Raw genomic sequence first — 21,560 nt, 5'->3', positions numbered from 1 at the left:
CTCTTTAGTCACACCTATTGCACATTAGTTTTAGCGAGCTTTTTAGCATCAATCATATCTAAGGTGATATAAGCGGTTTCGTCTAAAAATGGATCCGGTGCTTCAGTAGTATCTTTAATGTCTTCCATGGATTTAACCACAGCCAAACCTTGAGCAACACGGCGTTCATTGGTTCTATCTAACAATTTTTTCTCATCAGCTTCACGAGAAGCAATTCGTTCACTCTCAACTAAAGAAATGGTCTTCTCTTTGTGATGCTTTTTAAATTCAGCAATATCTTGATTGATATAATTAAACTCTACGCTGTCTTTAATTCGGTTGAGGTGTTTCTTCTCTAAGTTAACAACCAACTCAGGCGTTACATCACTTAATCTATTGTATTGGGCTTCCGGAACTTTATCCCATGGCAATGCATTTTTCTCTTCAGCTTCACCATACTCACCTGGCTCTAATGCACTTGGATAAGCAATATTAGGAGTGACCCCTTTAATTTGGGTGCTGCCACCATTAATACGATAAAATTTTTGAATAGTGTACTGCACATGACCAATAGGCTTATCATACATATCGTAAATACGGCCTAAACTCTTATGTTGCTGTACCGTGCCCTTACCAAAACTTGATTCACCCACAATTAATGCTCGGTCATAGTCCTGTAATGCAGCGGCGAAAATCTCAGATGCAGAGGCGCTATAACGATCAACCATCACAGTTAATGGGCCTGAATAGCTGGTTTTACCATCATTATCACGGTGTGCTGACACTCGGCCATCGGCATCCCGAATTTGTACGACAGGCCCCATATTAATAAAGAGTCCTGTCAGCAATACGGCCTCAGTTAACGCTCCACCACCGTTTCCTCTTAAGTCGATAACAATCCCTTCTACTTTAGCTTCGTTAAGTTTAACGAGTTCTTTTTCAACGTCTTGCGACAAATTCATGTAGAAACCAGGGATTTGAATAACACCCACTTTACGATTGGCGTATTCACCTTCTTTAGGTTCAATCACTTTTGATGTTGCCGCGCGATCTTCGAGGCGAATCTTGTCACGTACTAAGGTCAAATTGAATGGTTTTGCATTTGAGCCACCCTTCTTAGGTAGAATTTGCAGAACCACTTTACTGCCTTTTGGCCCTTTTATAAGGTCAACAACATCGTCTAAACGCCAACCAATGACATCGACAATCTCGCCGCCCTCCTGACCAACACCAACAATTTTATCTTCGGGTGAAAGCTTCTCGCTACCAGCAGCAGGCCCGCCCGCAATCAAACTCTTGATCACTGTGTAATCATCTTCAAGCTGCAATTGAGCACCAATACCTTCAAGACTAAGGTTCATTTCCATTTGGAAACGCTCAGCATTGCGTGGCGATAGGTAGCTAGTATGTGGCTCTATGCTACGGGAAAAAGCATTCATCACACCTTGAAATACATCTTCACTGTTTGTTTGAGTGAGACGTTTGATCGCGTTGTTATAGCGCTTTTGTAAAATATCGACGATCTCAGGCCACTTTTTGCCTGTTAACTTAAGATTTAACGCATCATATTTAACACGTTGACGCCACAGTTCATTGATCTCAGCTTGATCCTTAGGCCAAGCAGCATCTTCCCTATCGTATTCGTACACATCAGCCGGAACTGTAAAATCAATTTCTTGATCCAATAATGACAAGGCATAAACAAAGCCTTCATAACGGCGCTTTTGCACTACATCAAACATCTTGTATGCAGGTTCAAGCTCACCGGAAATCAACATGTTATCGAATTGATTAATATAAGGTTTAAAGCTATCTACATCCGCTTGGGTCAATACATTGCGGCGATAATCCAATTGTTGTAGATAGCGATCGAAGATTTGCGCTGAAAACGCATCATCTAAGTTGAATCTGTGGTAATGCGAACGAGTATATAAGTCCGTCACTCTCTTACTGGCAACCTTATGTTGTGCCTCTTGCTTGAGAGTGGGTAACTCGCTGATTTGAATCGTGGGTGGTACGGCCCAAGCCGAAAATCCGACAAAAACAGTGGCAATCGAGATAGCCAAAGTGAGTTTTCGCATCAACAAGTTACTCCGTCTTAATAAATGATTACAGCAGGATATGTTCCGCTCTAACTTTAATCGTTAGACCGCTATCAAGCTGAACATGAATGTCCTCTTTATTAATGTCAGTGATCACGCCGGCTACGGGTGTCATACCTAACTTAACATTAACACGTTGTTTTTTCGCTAAATCAGTCAACTGTGCTTGCACTAAATTGACCACTGGCGCAGCAACTTTAGGTGCTGGTTTAGCAGGACGCTCAGTTTTAGGACGTTGAGGAACGGCCACTTTCTTATGCGCTTTTTTGGCTGCAGCTTTAGGCGTACTAGGTGCTTTTGCCGCACGTTTTGCCTTCGCTTTTTCCTGACTTTCTTTCAACATGGCTTGAGCATGATCAATATGTTCTTGCTCTAACTCACCACAAGGTTCGCCATCGAGGTTAACCCGTTGTGCGCCTGCTTTTACACATTTCAGGTAACGCCAGCTGCTGGTATAACGTCTTAAGGCAACTCGTAGTTGAGTTTTACTGACCTTAGAATCATCAGCCAACCTTTCAGCCAAATCTTGAAACAATCCGATTTTTAATGGCTTAGTTTCACCTTCAGCAATAAAGCACAAAGGAAATGTTTCATACAAATACGCCAAAATTGCATTGGTGTCGGTCAACTTATCTGTTGATTCCATCATTACTTCCACAGTCAAAAAGGGACATCGAATTCGAGGTGATAAAAATCAGCTTCTTACGTGTCGTTTGTCTTCGTTAAGCCCAATATTGAGCCAAGGTACAAATTAGCATTCTCGCCGCATTTTCTAAAGTTAAAAAAGTATAACTTAACCATTTTTTACGGCTTAACACATCAAGCTTATTGATGACATTGGTGTCAAACCGGCTTAATCGATGCTGGCGCATATTATAAGGCGCACGCTAGCGATTGCGACTATGAATTATGTGTTATTGCACGCAAATTAATCAAATAGGCAGTTTTCAAAGCTTTTAACTAACAATTCCAGCCCTTTTTGGTCGTCTTCATCAAAACGATCGAAGCTCGGACTGTCAATATCGAGCACTGCAATAACTTTTCCGTTAGCACGAACTGGCACAACAATTTCAGAATTACTGGCAGAGTCACAGGCGATGTGTCCATCAAATTGGTGTACATCTGCAACCCGTTGCGTCTGATTAGTGTATGCGGCAGTCCCACAGACGCCTTTTCCTAAAGGGATGCGGGTACAAGCCACTTTACCCTGGAACGGGCCTAACACTAATTGCTCACCACGCATAACATAAAACCCAACCCAGTTAAGATCGGTTAAATTATCATTCAGCAAGGCGGAAAAGTTTGCCATTGCCGCCACAACATCATCTTCACCTTCAAGCAAAGCTAACGCTTGACGATTCAGTGACTCATAAAATTGCGATTTCATTATATTTCCTAACCTTGTCTACTCTGCCGCTTCAGCTTTTTTTGCTGTTTTCTTGGTTACCGCTTGATTCGTTGGCGTACTATTAACCTGAACGACGCCTTTAAGCAAGTTCGTCAGCTCATCTTTATTACTAGCAAAATAAAATGCGAGCCGTTCGCTCAGACTTTCATCAATGCCTAATTCAGATTTTTGAATGAAGGGGATCAGGTTATCAGCGATATCGAGCATCTTATCGTAGGCATCGGCCTCCTTTTTCGATGTGAATGTCATCTTTTCAACCCCTTCTCTTACCACGACAAACTGTGTAATAACTGCCATGACTGCCTCGCACTGTTTTTATATACAGTAACCAGAATGACATAGATCGAACTTGTGATGCAAGTGTTCTGATTAATCTGGTATTATCAGGCGGCTTTCATTAGTGAGATAAGCGAGTTTTTCTGACGTTTCAATGTCCAACTGCATATCATTGATGGGTGGACACTTAATTTCTTAGTCATTTTGGGGCTAATTAAATATTTTTATATGCATGAAAACACAGTAGAAAACTCTGTAATCCTCTGTCGTTCCTGCGACTTGGCTATCCGCAAACGCGCCTTACCCTCAGGTGTTAGAGCCCTATGTCCGCGTTGCAGCACTGCACTCTATGATACGCCATATTGCTCAGTAAATGGCATGTTAGCCTTGTGTATTACTGCGCTAGTATTTTATTTTCCAGCTAATTTTTTGCCTGTGCTTGAGATCCATTTCCTCGGCAGCGTGCGTACTACTACCGTGTTTCAAGGTGCATTTGCCGTATTTGAGCAAGGCTACTGGGTGGTAGGTTTAGCGGTATTAGCGGCTGCGGTAATAGGTCCAGGATTATTGATTTTATCCATTCTTACACAGATATTAATTGTCAAATGGGGGCTTTCTATCCCCTTTTGGCGTAACAGTTTAAAACAGTTATTGAAACTTCAAGGCGTGCTTTCTCAACTGACCATGTTAGAAATTTACGTGATTAGCTTTTTAGTTTCATCATTTCAATTATCTGATTTTTCAGATATTTATTTTGGAATGGGTACATTTTGCTTCACAATGTTGTTTCTCGTGACCTTATTTTTACAACGGGAATACGATCTAGAGCATATGTGGACCCTATTGGATGGGCATCGCTAGTATGAAACAGCAAGGTAAGGATATTGGCCTTTGTCTATGCCGTGTGTGCCAACAACTCAACACCACAGGTAGCACTCACTGCCTGCGCTGTGAGGCAGAGTTAAAGGTTCGAGATTACAGTAGCTTGCAAAAAAGTTGGGCGCTACTCATCACGGCGGCAATTTTATTGGTGCCCGCCAATCTATACCCAATCACTATACTGACTAATCAGGGACAAGTGCGCCACGATACGATTTTTTCAGGGATCATCCATTTAGTGCACTCAGATATGATCCCTATCGCCATTATTGTGTTTATCGCGAGTATCTTAGTGCCTTGGATTAAAATCATAGGACTGTCCATTTACCTATGCGCGATCAGTTTTGAGCTTCCGATTTCAAAAAAGAAGTTAATGGTGGGATTTCATGTTATCGAGTGGATTGGCCGTTGGTCTATGCTTGATTTATTCGTAATTTCGCTCACTGTTGCGCTCGTTAATATGGGGCAACTGCTAGACGCTAAGCCCGCACCTGCAGCCACTGCATTTGCATTGGTTATTTTGTTAACTCAGCTCGCTGCAAAAGTTTTAGACACTCGTTTACTCTGGGATCGATTGGACACTCAAGATGACACAAATTGAATCGCCAAAAGTTGTGAAGAAAAAACTCTTTTCGCCCATTTGGCTGCTGCCGATTGTCGCACTCGCGCTCGGTGCTTGGCTTGGCATAAAAAGCATTAAAGAATCGGGGATTGAAATTCAAATTCACTTTCCCAGCGCCACAGGGATTGATGTGGGTAAAACCTTAGTGAAATATCAAGGCCTGACCGTCGGTAAAGTCAAAGACATTGGTATAGATGACGATCTCAAAGGTGTGAATGTCAAAGTGGTAATGGATTATCGCGCTAAGCCATTCTTAAATAAAGAAACCTTATTTTGGTTAGTGACACCTAAAGCCAGTATTACTGGTGTTGAAGGTTTAGATGCGCTGTTTTCTGGCAATTATATTGCGATTCAGCCAGGAAAAGGTAATGCGTCTACGTTCTTTGAGGCAGAACGACAAGCGCCGCCGATGCAAATAGGCTCTGAAGGCGTAATGATTGAATTAACTTCGGATAAACTCGGCTCTCTGGATGTGGGCTCACCTATTTTCTTTCGTCAAATCCCCGTCGGTAGTGTAGTTAGCTATCGATTAGCAGGTAATACTAATGTTGTTATCAGCGCCTTTATTCAAGAGCAATATGCGAGATTAGTGAAGAAAAACTCCTTATTTTGGAATGTATCAGGCGTTAAAGTTGATGCCTCACTCTCGGGCATTAAGGTCAGCTCAGAAAGCTTAGCGTCAATCCTTGCAGGTGGGGTTACTTTTAGTTCAGATGATACTGCGCCAGTCGCACAAAACGGCGACAGTTTTTCACTCTATGATTCAGAGGCTAACGCTATTGGTGGTGTCGATATCAATCTCACCATGGATGATGGTAATGGTGTAGAGAAAGGCACACACATTGTTTATCGGGGAATTCATGTTGGTACGATTGTAAGCAAGCAATTAACCACAAACGGCGTGACTGCAATTGCAAAGTTTGAAAATCAATACACCCATTTATTAACTAATGATGGCGTATTTTGGTTAGAAGGGGCTGAAATCTCACTTTCTGGCATAAAAAACCCTGGACGCTTACTCACTGGTAGCGTGATCAACTTCTTACCCGGTACTGGGTACCAAAACGTCCTACCGAGTAATTTCGTCCTGCAATCTAAAGCGCCCGATATGTTGAAGTCGAAAAAACGTTTTTTAACGATAACTTCTACCGAAAATATGGGTATTGCCGCAGGTGCAGAGGTTCGTTACAAGCAGCTCCCTATCGGCACTGTATTGAGTGTTAAATTGACCCAAGATTTATCTGCTGTCGAATATCAACTCGAATTACAGCCCGAGTTTGCCAGCCTAGTGCGGAGTGATAGCTACTTTGTGCCAGAATCGGCTCTCGCAATTGAAGCATCACTTGACGGTGTATCCGTCAAATCGAGGGATTTTACCACGCTCACTAAAGGAGCTGTCAGCCTTATCCTAGGTAAGAGTGAAACGCCTCTTGCGGCCAATACCAGTCTTCCCTTATTCAGCTCAATCGATGCGGCAACCGCCTTTTTTGATCGTCAACATAAAGTTCATTTGACCTTAATCAGTCAAGATGGTGCAGATGTTAGCCAAGGTTCACCGGTTTATTATAAAAAAATGCAGATTGGTATAGTCAAATCCATTAATTGGCAAAGCAAAACAGAAGATTTTGTCATTAAACTCGCCATCGACAAAGAGTTTCAACCGCTGTTGCAAAAACCTAAGGTCTTTTGGCGTAATAGTGCAATAGAAGTAAACGCCAGTCTTGCAGGTATCGATGTCGCGGTTGCGCCGCTGCAAGGCGCATTAAAAGGCAGTATCAGTTTAGGCTTACTCGATAGTGATAATGTTAAGCCCACTAAAACATCTACAAGTTTAAAACTCTATGAGAATAAGCAACTTGCGTTAACACAGGCACAACCTATCAGGCTCACGTTACCCGCTTCAGCCAAACTTGATGCAAAAGCCGCCATTCGTTACCAAGGCCATCAAGTAGGCGAAGTGTCACAAGTGAAACTCAATGCTGACCTAAATACATTAACGGCTACAGCTTACCTTTATGGGGAATATGCCGATCATTTCAGCCGCAGTGATTGTGAATATCATTTAGTGGATGCACAAATTTCACTCGCGGGGATCAAAGCGCCAGAAACCCTCATAACAGGTCCATATATTGGTGTACTACCGGGTAAAAGTAGTCAAACAGCGACTCAGTTTATTGCAAATGTGGTCGCTAGCAGTTACGCCAATGTACCCGAAGATGCGCTAAAGTTCACCTTAGAAGATGCGAGCTTAGGGTCAATGAAAGTAGGTACGCCGCTCTTCTTCCGTGGGATTAAAATCGGCCAGATCGACGGTTATGGCTTATCAAAACAGGGCAACAGTGTGCTGATGCAAGCTCATATTGAACCTCAGTATAGCCATCTTGTTAATCAAACTAGCCAGTTCTGGGATGCTTCAGGCATCAAAGTGGATGTGGGAATATTCTCAGGCGCTAAGATTGAAGCGGGTTCACTGGAGACCTTGCTTGCCGGTGGGATTAATGTGGCCACAAAAGCAACAACCCAAGACAATAATCGACTCGCCAATGGCTCAATTATCAAATTGCAACATAAAGTTCAAAATGAATGGCAGGAATGGGCTCCAATTCAATAGCATGATTGCCCGTTTATTTTCACAGCTTGAAGCTTACTAACACAAAATCAGGCGCAGATGCGCCTGATTATTTATCCCTTTATATCCCCGATAACACTAACCGTAAAACCAATAGCACACAGCAATAGCTGCGCTAATACCTGCAAAATCAGCACTTAAACCACAGGCTAAGGCATGGCGGCCATGACGAATACCCACTGAGCCAAAATACACGGCTAGAACATAAAATGTCGTTTCGGTACTACCTTGAAAAATTGCCGATAATCGGCCTGCAAAGGAATCAACCCCGTGGTGATCCATTGTCTCAAGCATCATCGCTCTGGCGCCTGAACCACTAAAAGGTTTCATCAATGCCGTCGGCATCGCATCCACAAAGCGAGTATCAAAACCTAATATCCGTACACAACTTGCAATCAAGTGTAGTAAATAGTCCAAAGCCCCTGATGCGCGTAATAGACCTATCGCTAACAACATGGCTAGTAGATAGGGAATAAGCTGGATAGATTGGGTAAATCCAGCCTTGGCACCTTCGATAAACTCATCATAAACAGCCACTTTACGGATCCCTGCGACAATCACAAAGGTAAAAACGAGTAACAGCAGTACACCATTACCCATTGCGGTCGATACTGAACCTATCGCTTCAGCACTTAAGGTCATCAGATAAAAACCACTCGCCACTAAACCCGAAAGTAGTAATGCCCCATAACCAAGTACCACAGCGTTAAACAAGGAAATCCGCTGCACTAATGCCACGATAAGTAATCCTGCGAGTGTCGATGCCGATGTTGCCAATAAAATCGGCAAGAAAATATCCGCAGGTGCCGTCGCCCCCTGTTGGGCACGATAGAGAAATACCGTCACAGGCACTAAGGTCACAGAGGAAGTATTGAGCACTAAAAATAAAATTTGCGCATTGGTCGCCACGCTTTTTTGCGGATTTAAACTTTGCAAATCATGCATCGCTTTTAACCCAAGTGGTGTGGCGGCATTATCTAATCCAAAAACATTCGCTGTTAAATTCATCGTGATACTGCCAAAGGCAGGATGCCCCTTAGGCACTTCTGGCATCAAACGGCGCAACAATGGCTCAAATACAAAGGCGATCGCGCCTACCACTCCCGCTTTTTCGCCAACTCGCATCAATCCCATCCATAAAGAAAGCACTCCAATCAAACCGAGGGATATTTCTGCGGCAAGTTTCGCACTCGCAAATAATGCTTCGACCGATGTAGAAAGCACATCGATATGACCATTGAATATCTGCACAGCAATCGCTAACAGTGCCGTGATAAAGAAAGCTAACCACACCCTATTAAGCACACTAATTCCCTCATTTTTATTGTTTTTATTCTATTAGTTTACAGCCATTGAGTGCTAACCCTACGCAACTCAATGCAATATCAATGAAATACTCAGAGTATAAACATCAAACCATAATAGCGGCTTAGGCACTTGGGAGAAAATCTCAGACCCAATAAGGGATTATGATATACTCACGCCAATTGATACACAGTCTATTTCCCTATGGTTCAATGAAATCAATGGCTCAATTAAATCAAAATTTTATCGATACAATCACCCAAGAACTGCCCGCCCATTTGTCTATGGATGATTTTATTGCCGCCTGCGACAGGCCGCTTAGACGTTCAATTCGGGTCAATACCTTAAAAATCAGCGCAGACGACTTTAAGACCTTGATGCAACCTAAGGGCTGGACATTTGATCCTATACCTTGGTGTAAAGATGGATTTTGGATCAGTTACGACGAAGAAGAACAACTCGGCAACGCCTTAGAACACATTCAGGGCTTATTCTACATCCAAGAAGCCAGTTCTATGTTGCCGCCGACCGCACTTTTTACACCTAGTGCATTTACGCCTAGTGCAAAGTGGCAATGCGTATTGGATCTCGCCTCCGCACCCGGTTCAAAAACCACCCAAATAGCCGCACTCATGCACAATTCAGGGTTACTGATCGCCAATGAGTATTCAGCGAGCCGCGTGAAAGTGCTACACGCGAATGTACTGCGCATGGGTGCGAGTCACTGTGCGCTCACCCACTTCGATGGCCGTGTGTTTGGTGAATACTTGTATGAAAGTTTTGATGCCGTGCTTATTGACGCCCCCTGTGGCGGTGAAGGCACTGTGCGTAAAGATGCCGATGCCCTAAAACACTGGAGCCTAAACGATGTACTGGCGATAAGTGAAACCCAAAAAGCCCTAATCGAATCGGCATTTTTAGCCCTAAAACCCGGTGGTAGCTTAGTCTATTCCACTTGCACCTTAAATCGCCTTGAAAACCAAGGCGTGTGCGAATATTTGAAGCAAACCTACGGTGATGCGGTGCAATTTGAATCCTTAAGCGATTTATTTGAGGGCGCTGAACGCGCTACCACTCCCGAAGGCTTCTTACATGTCTGGCCACAGATTTACGATAGTGAAGGTTTTTTTGTCGCTAAATTGACAAAAACTGCCTCTGTGCCGCGTTTACAACCCGAGCCTACACTGCAAAAAAACTTCCCCTTTACTCCAGCAACAACTAAGCAAGCCCAAGGAATAAAAGACTATTTTCAACAAGACTTAGGGATAAGCTTGCCAGATGACCTTATTATGGTGCGTGATGATGAATTCTGGTTATTTCCGCATGAATTTAGGGATTTTATCGGCCGTATGCGGTTTCAGCGTATTGGTATTAAACTCGCCGATAGCACTAAGCATGGTTTTAAAGTCCGCCATGAGGCAATTATTGCATTAGCGGGAAAACAGCTCAGCCCAACCGCAAAAACGGTTGATCTGAGCGATGTCGAAGCGAAAGAGTACCTAATGGGAAGAGATATCAGCCTAAACACCGCAGTAAAAGCCCAAGGTGAAGTCATCGTCTGTTATGGCGGAGCCCCCTTAGGTATGGCAAAGCACTTAGGTAATAGATTAAAAAACAATCTCCCTCGGGATTTAGTGAAAGATAAAGTATTACTGCTATCAGAACAGATAAAATCGTTATAGTTTTACTATTTTTTAGCAAAAAATAACCTAAAAAAGGGGAATAAGCACACTACTCTAAGACCAAAGCTCTACTACACTGAGTCTAATGTAAAGTGCTTTGTATCGCTCTTTCACCTGTAGCGCACGGCTCTTTAACGAGCCATTCCCCTAGGCCCAAACAGCTATAATCGTTTTGGGCCTTTTTTTATACTTTCACACCGAAAATTCCGCGATACCATTGAACCGAATAGCAACGCTTATACCCATCATCACAGTAGCTAACTAAGTTCACTGACGGTCTATACTGATCACCCAATACGATTGAGGCTAGATTTCACGGCCAACTAAACGTGCCGCATCTTTGAATAAATTAAAGAAGTTATTGCTAGTGTACTCAGCTAGATCTTCGTAACGCTCGCCTCTAAGCTCTGCTACAAATTCAGCCACATCGCGCACATAGGCGGGCTGATTCTCTTGCCCACGATGTGGGATCGGCGCTAAATAAGGCGAATCTGTTTCAACTAGCAGACGATCCTTGGGCACCTTACGGATTACCGTTCGCAGATCTCCCGCATTTTTAAAAGTCACTATGCCTGAGACCGAAATATAAAACCCAAGATCAATGGCCGCCTTCGCCATCTCCCAGTTTTCGGTAAAGCAATGTAAAACGCCGCCAACTTTATCGGCACCGCCCTGCTTAAGCATATTAATCGTGTCTTCACGTGCATCACGGGTATGCACAATCAAAGGTTTATCCACTTCCACCGCAAGGGCTATCTGCTGCTCAAAACATTGCTGTTGAAGCCGTTTTGTTTCATCGGCATAAAAATAATCTAAACCCGTTTCACCAATGGCAACCACTTTAGGATCGGTTGCAAAACGGCGTATTTGCTCAACATCTAATCCTTCTTTTACATCCAAGGGATGCACCCCCGAGGATAAAAATACCTGATTAAAGGCTGCCATCTTGTCACGCATCGATTCAAATCCTTGCTGACGTACATTCACGCACAACATATAGTCAACACCACGGGCTTTAGCACCAGCAAGGATATGTTCTAGGGATAATTGATCTGGTGCCGCTTTTAGGCGATCAAGATGACAATGTGAATCGATAAGCACAGGGATTTCCAAGCAGATAAATAAAGGACGACAAGGATACCCATCCAAGGGATCGAGGTCAAATACCTATCTCGCCCCAAAGCAATCGAGTGATTACATGGTGCAGGTTAAATCGCCGGAAGCAAGTTCACGGGAAAGTAATTTTTCAATATGGTGTTTATGACTGTCAGGTTCTGAGAGGATCTTTATACCAATACCCGCTGGGCGACCACCGGAGGCGCCTAAAGGATTGATCCATACAACCACCCCACGAAACTCGTTGGTTGTCGTTGCACCGGGCAAACGATAGGCAATAGTTAAAGGCTGGCCTAGATAATGGCTTTCACTGGTGGTAACAAACAATCCCGCAGGCTTGATAAAAGGCATATAAGCCCGATAGAGCTGATGTAAGGTGTCAAAATTAACAATAAGATCGACCATGGCATGTTACTTTTTTGTTATTTCTCTATATTCTAAGACATAACTTTGACATAAGCCCAAATAATTGACAGTCGGCATTGTGCTTAAGCTATGACACATTCCCATGATCTTTGCCGCCAAGTTCCCTACTTGCGCCTGAATAAACGCATCTTGGTGACTGTTCTTCAATAAAATTTGTCGCAGTAGTAGATATAAAACCTTAAGTGCATCAATTATTTGCTGTTCGTTCACTGTTAATAAACTAGCACACAGATGACCAGACGACAAACTTTGCGCCCAATCTTTGCGAAACTGAAGCAGGGATTGATAGCGGCTCGATTGTGTACCATCTGTTAGCAAACTCTCGGCCAATTTTAATGGTCCACCCACCACACTTAGGCACCAAGTCACATCCTCTTGAATATGACAATGCTGAGCTAACCAGGTTTTGATCATCGCCTTATTCGGCGCCACAAAAGGAATGCGCTGACAGCGACTACTGATGGTAGCCATTAAACGTGCCGGTGTATCCGACTGTAATATTAACAGCGTGTCCTTACCCGGCTCTTCAAGGGTTTTAAGCAGAGCATTAGCCGATGCAGAATTAAGGCGCTCACTGTGATGAATAATCGCTACACGGCGACCACTTTGCTGCGCGGTTGCCGTAAGGCGCACGCAAAGTTCACGAATTTGATCGACCTTAATTTGATTACCATCGGCTTCTATTTGGTAAAAATCGGGATGATTGCCCGCAGCGAATAACTGGCACGACTTACAAAAACCACATGCGCCTGCCGAATTAGGCGCTAAACACAGGGCAGCACGCGCCATAAACACACTAAACAGCTCACCACCGAACGCAGCATCGATACCAACGAGTTGGGCATGGGGGATTTTCTGGCATTGTAATTGTGCTAAAAATGCTTGCCTTGGCCCTTCGAGCCAAGGCAATTGCTCAGCCGTAAATCCGGACTCGGCTACCATGCCATCGCCTGTAGCACGGCTAAAATATCTTTATGAACTTCAGCCATGGTTTGACTCGCATCGATAACCACAATACTGTCATCTTCGCTGGCAAGCTTTAGATAAGTTGCGCGGGCGCGCTCAAAGAAATCAATGGTCTGCTGCTCGATTCTATCGAGTTCACCACGTTTAGCCGCGCGGGTGAGTCCAAGCTTAGGATCTAAATCTAAATATAAGGTGAGATCGGGTTTAAATCCCTTTAGTGTTGCAGCACTCACCGCCTCCACTAAGGGCATTAACCCTCGTCCACCACCTTGATATGCCAGTGATGATAGATTGTGTCTGTCTCCAAGTACCCATTGCCCTTGCGCAAGTGCAGGTTTAATTACATTAGCAACCAACTGCGCTCTAGCGGCATATATAAGCAAACATTCAGACTCGTCGCAGAGGGGATCGCTCGGATCGGCAATTTTGACTAAATCACGGATCCGTTCAGCGAGCGGTGTACCTCCGGGCTCTCGGGTACAAATAGGTGCTCGCCCAGTGTGCTTCTCAATAAAATCCCGAATAAGGGTAATTGCACTCGACTTACCAGCGCCTTCTAAACCTTCAATAACGATAAATTTTGCAAGAACTGACATTAGATTTTCTTTCTCTGCATTTTTACTTTGGTGATTTTTCTGGGGGCGCCGGTTTTATCTTACGCTGATATATGTCTACAGCATGGTTGTGTTCTTCTAGTGTGGTTGAGAACACATGGGTGCCATCGTTGCGCGATACAAAATAAAGGTAACTCACACTCGCAGGCTTTGACACTGCCATCAAGGATGCTTTACTCGGTGCAGCTATCGGTGTTGGCGGTAAGCCAAAGATACGATAGGTATTAAAAGGTGTCTCTTCGACTAAATCCTTGCGGGTAATATTGCCCTTATAGCGATCGCCCATACCGTAAATCACCGTCGGATCGGTTTGCAGACGCATACCTAGATTCAGACGATTAACAAATACACCGGCGATTTGCTCACGCTCATGGGCTTGGCCTGTTTCCTTTTCGACTATCGATGCCAAAATCAGCATTTCATAGGGCGATTTTAACGGCAAATTCGGCGCCCGTTCCGCCCACGCTTTAGCAAGCTCCTGCTCCATCATTTTATAACTTTGAGTCAGCATGACTTTAGCATCCGCCTCGGCAGTATAATGGTAGGTATCGGGGAAGAATTTACCTTCTGGCAAAGTGGAATCGTCCCCCTGCTCTGTTAATACTGCAGTAAATACTTTTGGAGTCACTTGTAAATGTGGTGCGCTTGCTAGCTGTTGTTCCCACTCAGCAATGGTTTTACCTTCAACTAAAGTAATGCTGAAGATTTTGACTTTACCTGCCACTAAGTCGTTGAGTAAGTCCATCACGGTTTGTGAGGACGACATTTCATAAAGGCCTGTACGAATCTTGGCAAGCTCTGGGCGAAACTTAAGTAACCATTTAAGTTTCCATGTGTCTTGAATAACGCCGTCATCGGCTAACTGCTGAGCAAGTTGGTTAACACTGGTGCCTCGTGCAATGGTGAGCTCTTTAGGCTCAACAAGGTTCAGTGGTGTATTACTATAATCAACAATAGTTTGATAACCCCAGTAACCCACTAAACAAACTAATGTCAGTAAGGTAAGTAGAGTTGAACTGGCAATCAGGATCAGTTTTTTCATAGTGTGAGTGAAAGTGTCTGTCTAAGGTTGGCGGTTATAGGGGATCGAGTGAACTTAAGCGAATCTATCGCCAGTACATCCACAACACCTAAAACACTGTTAGTGATAAATGCCGAGTCAAACTCCCCTAAACGCTCGGCGCCAAATGGCAAACATTGAATATTGAACTGTTGTTCGAGCAAGGCATTAATCACCTGCTCACGCATCACGCCAGACACACCACATTGGGCTAAAGATGGCGTAATAACCTCATTGTCTTTGATAAAAAAGATATTTGCCATCGAAGATTCAATCACCTTCGCCTCAGTATCTAAGACTAACCAATCATCGACGTTACTCGGTAAAAGCTGAGCTTTAATCAGTACTTGTTCAAGACGATTAAGGTGTTTAATCCCTGCCAATAATGGCTGTATACCTAGGCGAACAGGGGATGTTTTAAGGTTGATACCGTTTTTTTGCCAATGTGCATAATGGCTAGGAATCGGATGCACAGAGACGACTTCAGTAACATTAACAGCTTGTGGTGGTGTATAACCTCTCCCACCAACACCTCTTGAAACCAAAAGTTTAATACAATGATGGGGATACTGTCTGGCCAAATCCTCAAGTTGCTGATAAAGCGCACTGCCCATGCGCCATTCAAAACCGAGTCTTGCGGCACCATCGGTTAAGCGTGATTGATGTGCATTTAAAAACAAAATACCGTCATGGCTCGTTCGCATGGTTGCAAACAGACCATCACCGTAAGTAAGTCCCCGATCGGAAGGATCAATACTCCCCTGCAACACACCATTCACCCAAATCACGGATGTTAGTCCTGACTTATGCGGCTAGCGACCGCTTCTTGTTGATCTTTATACTTGGCATTTTTACGGGTGTTATAGGGACGTGCCACTGGGCCACTTAAACGCTCAAAATTTAACGCACCTATGGTCATCCGGGGGCGCAAAGCCAAGGGTAATTTACCGCTATTGTAAAACTCGAGCACAATTTTACCCTGCCAGCCCGGATCGATACGGTGCGCAGTCACATGTACCATCAGGCCTAAACGCGCCAGTGATGAACGACCATCAAGCCAACCGACAATGTCCGCAGGCAGCGTTACACTCTCGTAAGTCACCGCGAGGGCTAATTCACCAGGATGAAGAAAAAAGGCTTCGCCATCAGGGATTTCGATAATCTCACTCATCACCCGGTCAAGCGCTGCCTGCATTTCTCCACTCGGACCACTTAAGTCGATAAAAGGTGCGGTATGATCTTTAAAGACGCGAAATTGTCCACCTAAACGTACATCCACACTCACACCAGAAATGGCATCAATACTAGGACGAGGTTCTATTACGATTGTGCCGTTATCAAGAGCCTGTTCAATTTCGATATCAGTTAAGCGCATCTTACCTATTACTCCCTAAGTTTTTATGTCGTTATTTTGCCAATAAGTGCTGAATACGAGTTTTTAAAATATCGGTCGCAATACGATTCTTACCGCCACGAGGCACGATAATATCGGCGTATTGTTTCGAAGGTTCAATAAACTGTAAGAACATCGGACGCACGGTTTTTTTGTACTGCGAAATAACAGATTCCATCGTACGACCACGTTCTGCCACATCACGAGTTAAGCGACGTAAAAAACAAATATCCAGCGGCGTGTCCATAAACACGCTGGCATCCATCAGTTCACGTAATTTAGGATCGGTTAATAGCAGAATGCCTTCTAAAATAATCACCTTTTTAGGTGTCATTGTTACCGTATCAGCCGTGCGAGTATGCTCTGTATAGCTATAACAAGGGATATCTACAGCTTCACCAGACTTTAACAACTGTAAATGCGTGCATAGCAGTTGATGGTCTAGTGCTTTTGGATGGTCGTAGTTGGTTAATACCCGTTCATCCATGGATAAATGACTCTGATCGCGGTAATACGCATCTTCATTAATTACCCCTATTTGATCTGTGCCTAAATCACGACGCAACTCGTCAAAAATCGTTTTGGCAATCAAACTTTTGCCCGATGCTGACGCGCCAGCAATTGCAATAATGACACACTGCTGAGAATTCATACCCTTAAACCTTACTCATCATCTGATACGCTAATAGAAACTGTTTTTTGACTCTGTTTAAGGGCCAACTCTGCACCCACTTTACGGGCAATTTCCCGATAAAGACCTGCCACTTCACTGTCGGGAGCGGCTACAACCGTTGGTGCTCCCACATCCATTGCTTCACGGATATTAATATGCAGTGGCAAAGCGCCTAATAAAGGAACCTGATAACGCTCGGCCATTTTACTGCCGCCGTGCGTACCAAAAGGATGTTCTTTGTGACCGCACTCGGGGCATAAATGGAAACTCATATTCTCCACAATGCCTAACACTGGAATATTCACTTTCTGGAACATTGTGATGCCTTTCTTGGCATCGGCCAGCGCGATATCTTGAGGTGTAGTCACAATAACGGCACCACTGACTGGCACTTTTTGCGATAGCGTGAGTTGAATATCCCCTGTACCTGGCGGCATATCGATCACTAAGTAATCTAATTCAGGCCATTGGGTTTCATTGAGTAGTTGTGCTAACGCGCCCGCGGCCATTGGGCCTCGCCACACGGCAGCTTCATCACCACTTAACATAAAACCAATTGATTGCGCGGCAATCCCATGGGCACTGGCCGCAGTCATATGCTTGCCATCCGGTGAAACGGGTCTGAAATTCGGAATGCCTAGCATTAACGGTACTGACGGGCCATAAATATCGGCATCGAGGATACCGACCTGCGCGCCTTCTGCCGCAAGTGCTAAAGCCAAGTTCACCGCCGTGGTTGATTTACCCACACCGCCTTTGCCTGAAGCGACAGCAATCACTTGCTTCACATTTGCGATAGGCGCAATAGACGATAACGCAGAATAGACCTTAGGTTGAAAATCGATTTCACATTCGACTTCATCAATGGCATCAAGCACAGCAAGTTTGTTGGTCAGTGCCATCACAGTATCGCGGTACTGCGTCATACAAGGATATGGATAGACTAAGCCAAGCTGCAAACGCTTACCTTCTATCGCCAATTTATTCACGCATCCAGCGCTCACTAACCCTTTAGCTAAATACGGGTCGATATATGCATCGAGAATGGCCAGAACAGGCCCGAGAAGATCGTCATTTAAACGATAATCAGTCTGAGTTGAAGACAAAAGCATTACCCCCACCAATAAATTTGCCCAAGTGTACCAGATAATGACAAAAACATTAGTGCAGATTTAGCTCAATTGGCTCACGTTTTGATGAAAATCATCCTGTAATCGGTTAGTATCTCTACCATTATTTTTGGCCCACCACGATATTTGAGACAAGATGGCAACTTCACAACGTAAAATTCTCGTGACCAGCGCACTTCCCTACGCGAACGGACCGATTCATTTAGGTCATATGCTGGAATACATCCAGACGGATATCTGGTCACGTTACCAAAAGCTTCGTGGACATGAGTGCCACTATATTTGCGCCGATGACGCCCACGGCACGCCAATTATGCTCAAAGCGCAACAATTAGGCCTAGCGCCTGAAGAGATGATTGCTCAAGTGAACAAAGAGCATCAGCAGGATTTCGCCGATTTTAATATCGCCTTCGATAATTATCACAGCACCCACAGTGACGAAAACCGCGTACTGGCGAGTGATATTTACTTAAAACTGCGTACTAATGGCTATATCAAGAGCAAGAGCATTTCTCAGTTGTTCGATCCTGAAAAATCGATGTTCCTGCCAGACCGCTTCGTTAAAGGCACCTGCCCTAAGTGTAAATCACCCGATCAATACGGCGATAACTGTGATGCCTGCGGTGCAACATATAGCCCAACTGAGCTGATTAACCCGAAATCGGCCGTCTCTGGCGCTACGCCTGTGATGAAAGACACTGAGCACTTCTTCTTCGACTTACCCGCCTTTGAAGGCATGCTAAAAGAGTGGACTCGCTCTGGCGCTCTGCAAACAGAAATGGCCAACAAACTCGACGAATGGTTCGAGCAAGGCTTACAACAATGGGATATCACCCGTGATGCCCCCTATTTTGGTTTTGAAATTCCCGATGCACCTGGCAAATATTTCTACGTTTGGCTAGATGCACCTATCGGTTACATGGGCTCATTCAAAAACCTCTGTGACAAACGTCCTGAACTCAGCTTCGATGAATTTTGGGCGAAGGATTCTAAGGCCGAGGTTTACCACTTTATCGGTAAAGACATCGTTTACTTCCACAGTCTGTTTTGGCCTGCCATGTTACACGGCTCAGGTTACCGCCAACCTAACAGCGTCTATGCCCACGGCTATGTGACAGTCAATGGCGCAAAAATGTCGAAATCCAAAGGCACTTTCATCAAGGCGCGTACTTATTTAGATCATTTAGATCCTGAATATCTACGTTACTACTACGCCGCAAAACTCAGCAGCCGTATCGACGATTTAGACCTCAATCTAGAAGACTTCGCCCAGCGCGTAAACTCAGATCTGGTTGGTAAGTTAGTCAACCTCGCATCTCGCACTGCGGGTTTTATCACTAAGCGTTTCGATGGCAAGCTCGCGAAAATTGCTGATACTACACTGACCGAGGCGTTTTTAGCCAAGCAAGAACAAATCGCCGAGTTTTATGAGACCCGTGAATACGGTAAAGCGATGCGTGAAATCATGGCATTAGCGGACATCGCCAACGGTTTTGTGGCCGATGCGGCGCCTTGGCAAATGGTGAAACAGGACGATCAACAGGAAGCGGCGCACCAAGTGTGTTCAAACGCCTTGAATCTGTTCCGTATTCTCGTGACGTATCTCAAACCTGTATTGCCACGTTTAGCCCAAGACGTTGAAGCCTTCTTCCAACAGACCTTAACATGGGATGGCTTAGCCCAAGATATGGCGGGTCATGAAATCTCGCCATTCAAAGCCATGATGCAACGTGTTGAGTTAGACAAAGTCAACGCTATGGTGGCCGACTCTAAGGAAAACCTGCAAGTCACGGCCGATGTACCAAAGACGGCGAAACCTGAAAAAACCGTTGAATCATCTAATGTCAGCAGTGAGCCGCTGGTTGACGATCCTATCAGTGAAACCATCAACTTTGATGATTTTGCTAAAATCGACCTACGTATCGCTCGCATCGTCAAAGCCGAGCATGTGGCCGAAGCCGACAAACTGCTAAAATTACAGCTCGATATCGGCGGCGAAACGCGCCAAGTGTTTGCAGGGATCAAATCGGCCTATTCGCCAGAAGATCTTGAAGGCAAGCTGACGGTAATGGTTGCAAACCTTGCACCGCGTAAGATGCGTTTTGGCATGTCAGAAGGTATGGTTTTGGCCGCAGGCCCAGGTGGTAGTGACCTGTGGATTTTAGAGCCCCATGAAGGCGCACAGCCGGGTATGCGAGTTAAATAATCCGCACAAGATGACGCCCAAAAAGTAAGGCCGCATTCAGTGCGGCCTTATTTATTGAGACTACGAGTGAAATTATTCGGGGAGAAGTTATGGGCAATATCATTGAGCAGTTGTTGTTTTCTGCCTCAATAACGGGTCCGATCTGTTTGATGTTAGCCCTCGGGGTGATCCTAAAACGCACCCAAGTCATCAATGAAAACTTTATCGATGTCGCATCAAAACTCGTCTTTAATGTCACGCTGCCCGCGCTATTGTTTTTAAGCATTATTAGCTCACATCACGATCTTGCCGCCAGTGCCCCCTTAATTGGCTACGGCCTATTGGCCAATCTGTTGTTTTTTATCCTTTCGACCTACGCGACGAAACGATTTTTCCCTGAGCCAAAGGATCAAGGCGTTATTATTCAAGGAGGATTTAGGGCCAATACTGCGATTATCGGCTTAGCCTATGTCTCTAACGCCTATGGAGAGTCTGGGGTTGCCTTAGCCGCAGTTTACGTGGCGTCGATGACGCTACTCTATAATATTCAAGCCGTGATTTGCTTAAGCCCGAGGGGTGAGGAATCCAGCCGCCGCGCTTTTGCGGTGATCATAAAAACCATCACCAAAAATCCACTAATTATCGCCATTATCCTTGGCATGTTGTTTTACCTGCTCGCGATTCCTGTACCGAAAATGGTCCTCGATGCGGGACAATACTTTGCCGATATGACCCTGCCATTAGCGCTACTTTGCACTGGTGGTTCGCTGGATATTGGCTCACTCAGACATGAAAAGTATTCCACTTGGTTCTCGACCGCCTTAAAACTTATCTTTGCCCCACTGTTTATCACCCTAGGGGCCTTGATACTTGGCTATCGCGGAGTGGAACTTGCCTTAGTGTTTTTGATGAGCGCAGCGCCCACGGCGGCCGCAAGTTATGTGATGGCGCGGGCCATGGGCGGAAATGCCACGCTTGCGGCTAATATAATCGCACTCACCACCGTTTGCTCGCTGCTTACCTGCACCTTAGGCATTTTTATCCTGTCTACTTTAGGGCTGATTTAATAATACAAAGGCGAGCTATGCTCGCCTTTAAACTTAATGAATTCTAAT

The 21,560-nt window shown here is 44.6% G+C and carries 20 protein-coding genes; 6 read left to right on the top strand and 14 right to left on the bottom strand.

The window, feature by feature from the left end; genetic code table 11:
- Positions 1–14: 14 nt before the first annotated feature.
- The 4 genes from prc to SPUTW3181_RS09405 all read right to left on the bottom strand — a co-directional run bounded on the left by prc (position 15) and on the right by SPUTW3181_RS09405 (position 3,786).
- Positions 15–2,060: a carboxy terminal-processing peptidase gene (prc, locus tag SPUTW3181_RS09420; protein ID WP_011789139.1), complete on the bottom strand. Its 2,046-nt coding sequence runs from the start codon at positions 2,058–2,060 to the stop codon at positions 15–17.
- Between the two features lie 28 nt (positions 2,061–2,088).
- Entirely contained in the window at positions 2,089–2,727 is a 639-nt protein-coding gene (gene proQ / locus SPUTW3181_RS09415; RefSeq protein ID WP_014610697.1) for an RNA chaperone ProQ, read from the bottom strand.
- A gap of 282 nt (positions 2,728–3,009) precedes the next feature.
- Positions 3,010–3,468, bottom strand: coding sequence for a GAF domain-containing protein (locus SPUTW3181_RS09410; RefSeq protein WP_011789137.1), 459 nt, complete (start codon positions 3,466–3,468; stop codon positions 3,010–3,012).
- 18 nt (positions 3,469–3,486) lie between these two features.
- Positions 3,487–3,786, bottom strand: coding sequence for a YebG family protein (locus SPUTW3181_RS09405; protein WP_011789136.1), 300 nt, complete (start codon positions 3,784–3,786; stop codon positions 3,487–3,489).
- A 207-nt stretch (positions 3,787–3,993) separates the two neighbouring features.
- Here SPUTW3181_RS09405 and SPUTW3181_RS09400 point away from each other — a divergent pair, with 207 nt between their 5' ends.
- The 3 genes from SPUTW3181_RS09400 to SPUTW3181_RS09390 are packed head-to-tail and all read left to right on the top strand — an operon-like array spanning position 3,994 to position 7,877.
- Complete coding sequence (locus SPUTW3181_RS09400; RefSeq protein WP_011789135.1) at positions 3,994–4,626, top strand: paraquat-inducible protein A; 633 nt, start codon at positions 3,994–3,996, stop codon at positions 4,624–4,626.
- Between the two features lies 1 nt (position 4,627).
- Positions 4,628–5,245, top strand: a complete 618-nt coding sequence (locus SPUTW3181_RS09395) for a paraquat-inducible protein A (RefSeq protein WP_041408168.1) — start codon at positions 4,628–4,630, stop codon at positions 5,243–5,245.
- Positions 5,232–7,877, top strand: a complete 2,646-nt coding sequence (locus tag SPUTW3181_RS09390) for an MlaD family protein (protein WP_011789133.1) — start codon at positions 5,232–5,234, stop codon at positions 7,875–7,877. The genes SPUTW3181_RS09395 and SPUTW3181_RS09390 overlap by 14 nt, the downstream gene beginning before the upstream one ends.
- A gap of 96 nt (positions 7,878–7,973) precedes the next feature.
- Here SPUTW3181_RS09390 and SPUTW3181_RS09385 read toward each other — a convergent pair whose 3' ends face one another.
- Complete coding sequence (locus tag SPUTW3181_RS09385) at positions 7,974–9,200, bottom strand: nucleoside recognition domain-containing protein (RefSeq protein WP_011789132.1); 1,227 nt, start codon at positions 9,198–9,200, stop codon at positions 7,974–7,976.
- Between the two features lie 221 nt (positions 9,201–9,421).
- Between SPUTW3181_RS09385 and rsmF the strand changes: the two genes are divergently transcribed.
- Positions 9,422–10,882 (top strand): 16S rRNA (cytosine(1407)-C(5))-methyltransferase RsmF, encoded by a 1,461-nt coding sequence (rsmF, locus tag SPUTW3181_RS09380; RefSeq protein ID WP_081429794.1) that lies wholly within the window; start codon positions 9,422–9,424, stop codon positions 10,880–10,882.
- Positions 10,883–11,188: 306 nt separating this feature from the next.
- Here rsmF and SPUTW3181_RS09375 read toward each other — a convergent pair whose 3' ends face one another.
- From SPUTW3181_RS09375 to apbC, 9 genes are all read right to left on the bottom strand, one after another.
- Positions 11,189–11,983 carry a TatD family hydrolase gene (locus tag SPUTW3181_RS09375; RefSeq protein ID WP_014610703.1) on the bottom strand — a complete coding sequence of 265 codons (795 nt, stop codon included), beginning with the start codon at positions 11,981–11,983 and terminating at the stop codon, positions 11,189–11,191.
- A gap of 93 nt (positions 11,984–12,076) precedes the next feature.
- Positions 12,077–12,403 carry a PilZ domain-containing protein gene (locus SPUTW3181_RS09370; protein ID WP_011789129.1) on the bottom strand — a complete coding sequence of 109 codons (327 nt, stop codon included), beginning with the start codon at positions 12,401–12,403 and terminating at the stop codon, positions 12,077–12,079.
- 6 nt (positions 12,404–12,409) lie between these two features.
- Positions 12,410–13,366, bottom strand: a complete 957-nt coding sequence (holB, locus tag SPUTW3181_RS09365; protein WP_011789128.1) for a DNA polymerase III subunit delta' — start codon at positions 13,364–13,366, stop codon at positions 12,410–12,412.
- A complete protein-coding gene (tmk, locus tag SPUTW3181_RS09360; RefSeq protein WP_011789127.1) occupies positions 13,360–13,986 on the bottom strand; it encodes a dTMP kinase in 627 nt (208 codons plus the stop codon). The genes holB and tmk overlap by 7 nt, the downstream gene beginning before the upstream one ends.
- Positions 13,987–14,008: 22 nt before the next feature.
- The gene (gene mltG / locus SPUTW3181_RS09355) at positions 14,009–15,046 is read right to left on the bottom strand and encodes an endolytic transglycosylase MltG (protein ID WP_011789126.1); all 1,038 of its coding nucleotides are present in this window, start codon (positions 15,044–15,046) and stop codon (positions 14,009–14,011) included.
- The gene (gene pabC / locus SPUTW3181_RS09350) at positions 15,043–15,852 is read right to left on the bottom strand and encodes an aminodeoxychorismate lyase (RefSeq protein ID WP_011789125.1); all 810 of its coding nucleotides are present in this window, start codon (positions 15,850–15,852) and stop codon (positions 15,043–15,045) included. Before pabC ends, mltG begins: the two co-directional genes overlap by 4 nt.
- 5 nt (positions 15,853–15,857) lie before the next feature.
- The gene (gene dcd, locus SPUTW3181_RS09345) at positions 15,858–16,439 is read right to left on the bottom strand and encodes a dCTP deaminase (RefSeq protein ID WP_011789124.1); all 582 of its coding nucleotides are present in this window, start codon (positions 16,437–16,439) and stop codon (positions 15,858–15,860) included.
- A gap of 31 nt (positions 16,440–16,470) precedes the next feature.
- On the bottom strand, positions 16,471–17,109 hold the full coding sequence (udk, locus tag SPUTW3181_RS09340; RefSeq protein ID WP_011789123.1) for a uridine kinase: 639 nt from the start codon (positions 17,107–17,109) through the stop codon (positions 16,471–16,473).
- Positions 17,110–17,120: 11 nt separating this feature from the next.
- Positions 17,121–18,236 (bottom strand): iron-sulfur cluster carrier protein ApbC, encoded by a 1,116-nt coding sequence (gene apbC, locus SPUTW3181_RS09335; protein WP_041408372.1) that lies wholly within the window; start codon positions 18,234–18,236, stop codon positions 17,121–17,123.
- Positions 18,237–18,396: 160 nt separating this feature from the next.
- On the opposite strand from apbC, the gene metG reads away from it, so the two are divergent.
- Both metG and SPUTW3181_RS09325 read left to right on the top strand, forming a co-directional pair.
- A complete protein-coding gene (metG, locus tag SPUTW3181_RS09330; RefSeq protein WP_011789121.1) occupies positions 18,397–20,466 on the top strand; it encodes a methionine--tRNA ligase in 2,070 nt (689 codons plus the stop codon).
- Positions 20,467–20,555: 89 nt separating this feature from the next.
- Complete coding sequence (locus tag SPUTW3181_RS09325; protein WP_011789120.1) at positions 20,556–21,512, top strand: AEC family transporter; 957 nt, start codon at positions 20,556–20,558, stop codon at positions 21,510–21,512.
- The last annotated feature ends 48 nt before the right edge of the window (positions 21,513–21,560 follow it).

Origin of the sequence: Shewanella sp. W3-18-1, from assembly GCF_000015185.1 — a bacterium.
GTDB classification, from domain to species: domain Bacteria; phylum Pseudomonadota; class Gammaproteobacteria; order Enterobacterales; family Shewanellaceae; genus Shewanella; species Shewanella putrefaciens.
This window is presented reverse-complemented; position numbering and strand designations above follow the sequence as displayed.

What these genes read in the sequence shown, in the direction of transcription:
- prc (WP_011789139.1), bottom strand. Translation starts at nt 2,060, where the DNA reads ATGCGAAAACTCACTTTGGCTATCTCGATTGCCACTGTTTTTGTCGGA.
- proQ (WP_014610697.1), bottom strand. Translation starts at nt 2,727, where the DNA reads ATGGAATCAACAGATAAGTTGACCGACACCAATGCAATTTTGGCGTAT.
- SPUTW3181_RS09410 (WP_011789137.1), bottom strand. Translation starts at nt 3,468, where the DNA reads ATGAAATCGCAATTTTATGAGTCACTGAATCGTCAAGCGTTAGCTTTG.
- SPUTW3181_RS09405 (WP_011789136.1), bottom strand. Translation starts at nt 3,786, where the DNA reads ATGGCAGTTATTACACAGTTTGTCGTGGTAAGAGAAGGGGTTGAAAAG.
- SPUTW3181_RS09400 (WP_011789135.1), top strand. Translation starts at nt 3,994, where the DNA reads ATGCATGAAAACACAGTAGAAAACTCTGTAATCCTCTGTCGTTCCTGC.
- SPUTW3181_RS09395 (WP_041408168.1), top strand. Translation starts at nt 4,628, where the DNA reads ATGAAACAGCAAGGTAAGGATATTGGCCTTTGTCTATGCCGTGTGTGC.
- SPUTW3181_RS09390 (WP_011789133.1), top strand. Translation starts at nt 5,232, where the DNA reads ATGACACAAATTGAATCGCCAAAAGTTGTGAAGAAAAAACTCTTTTCG.
- rsmF (WP_081429794.1), top strand. Translation starts at nt 9,422, where the DNA reads ATGGCTCAATTAAATCAAAATTTTATCGATACAATCACCCAAGAACTG.
- SPUTW3181_RS09370 (WP_011789129.1), bottom strand. Translation starts at nt 12,403, where the DNA reads ATGGTCGATCTTATTGTTAATTTTGACACCTTACATCAGCTCTATCGG.
- holB (WP_011789128.1), bottom strand. Translation starts at nt 13,366, where the DNA reads ATGGTAGCCGAGTCCGGATTTACGGCTGAGCAATTGCCTTGGCTCGAA.
- tmk (WP_011789127.1), bottom strand. Translation starts at nt 13,986, where the DNA reads ATGTCAGTTCTTGCAAAATTTATCGTTATTGAAGGTTTAGAAGGCGCT.
- mltG (WP_011789126.1), bottom strand. Translation starts at nt 15,046, where the DNA reads ATGAAAAAACTGATCCTGATTGCCAGTTCAACTCTACTTACCTTACTG.
- dcd (WP_011789124.1), bottom strand. Translation starts at nt 16,439, where the DNA reads ATGCGCTTAACTGATATCGAAATTGAACAGGCTCTTGATAACGGCACA.
- udk (WP_011789123.1), bottom strand. Translation starts at nt 17,109, where the DNA reads ATGAATTCTCAGCAGTGTGTCATTATTGCAATTGCTGGCGCGTCAGCA.
- metG (WP_011789121.1), top strand. Translation starts at nt 18,397, where the DNA reads ATGGCAACTTCACAACGTAAAATTCTCGTGACCAGCGCACTTCCCTAC.
- SPUTW3181_RS09325 (WP_011789120.1), top strand. Translation starts at nt 20,556, where the DNA reads ATGGGCAATATCATTGAGCAGTTGTTGTTTTCTGCCTCAATAACGGGT.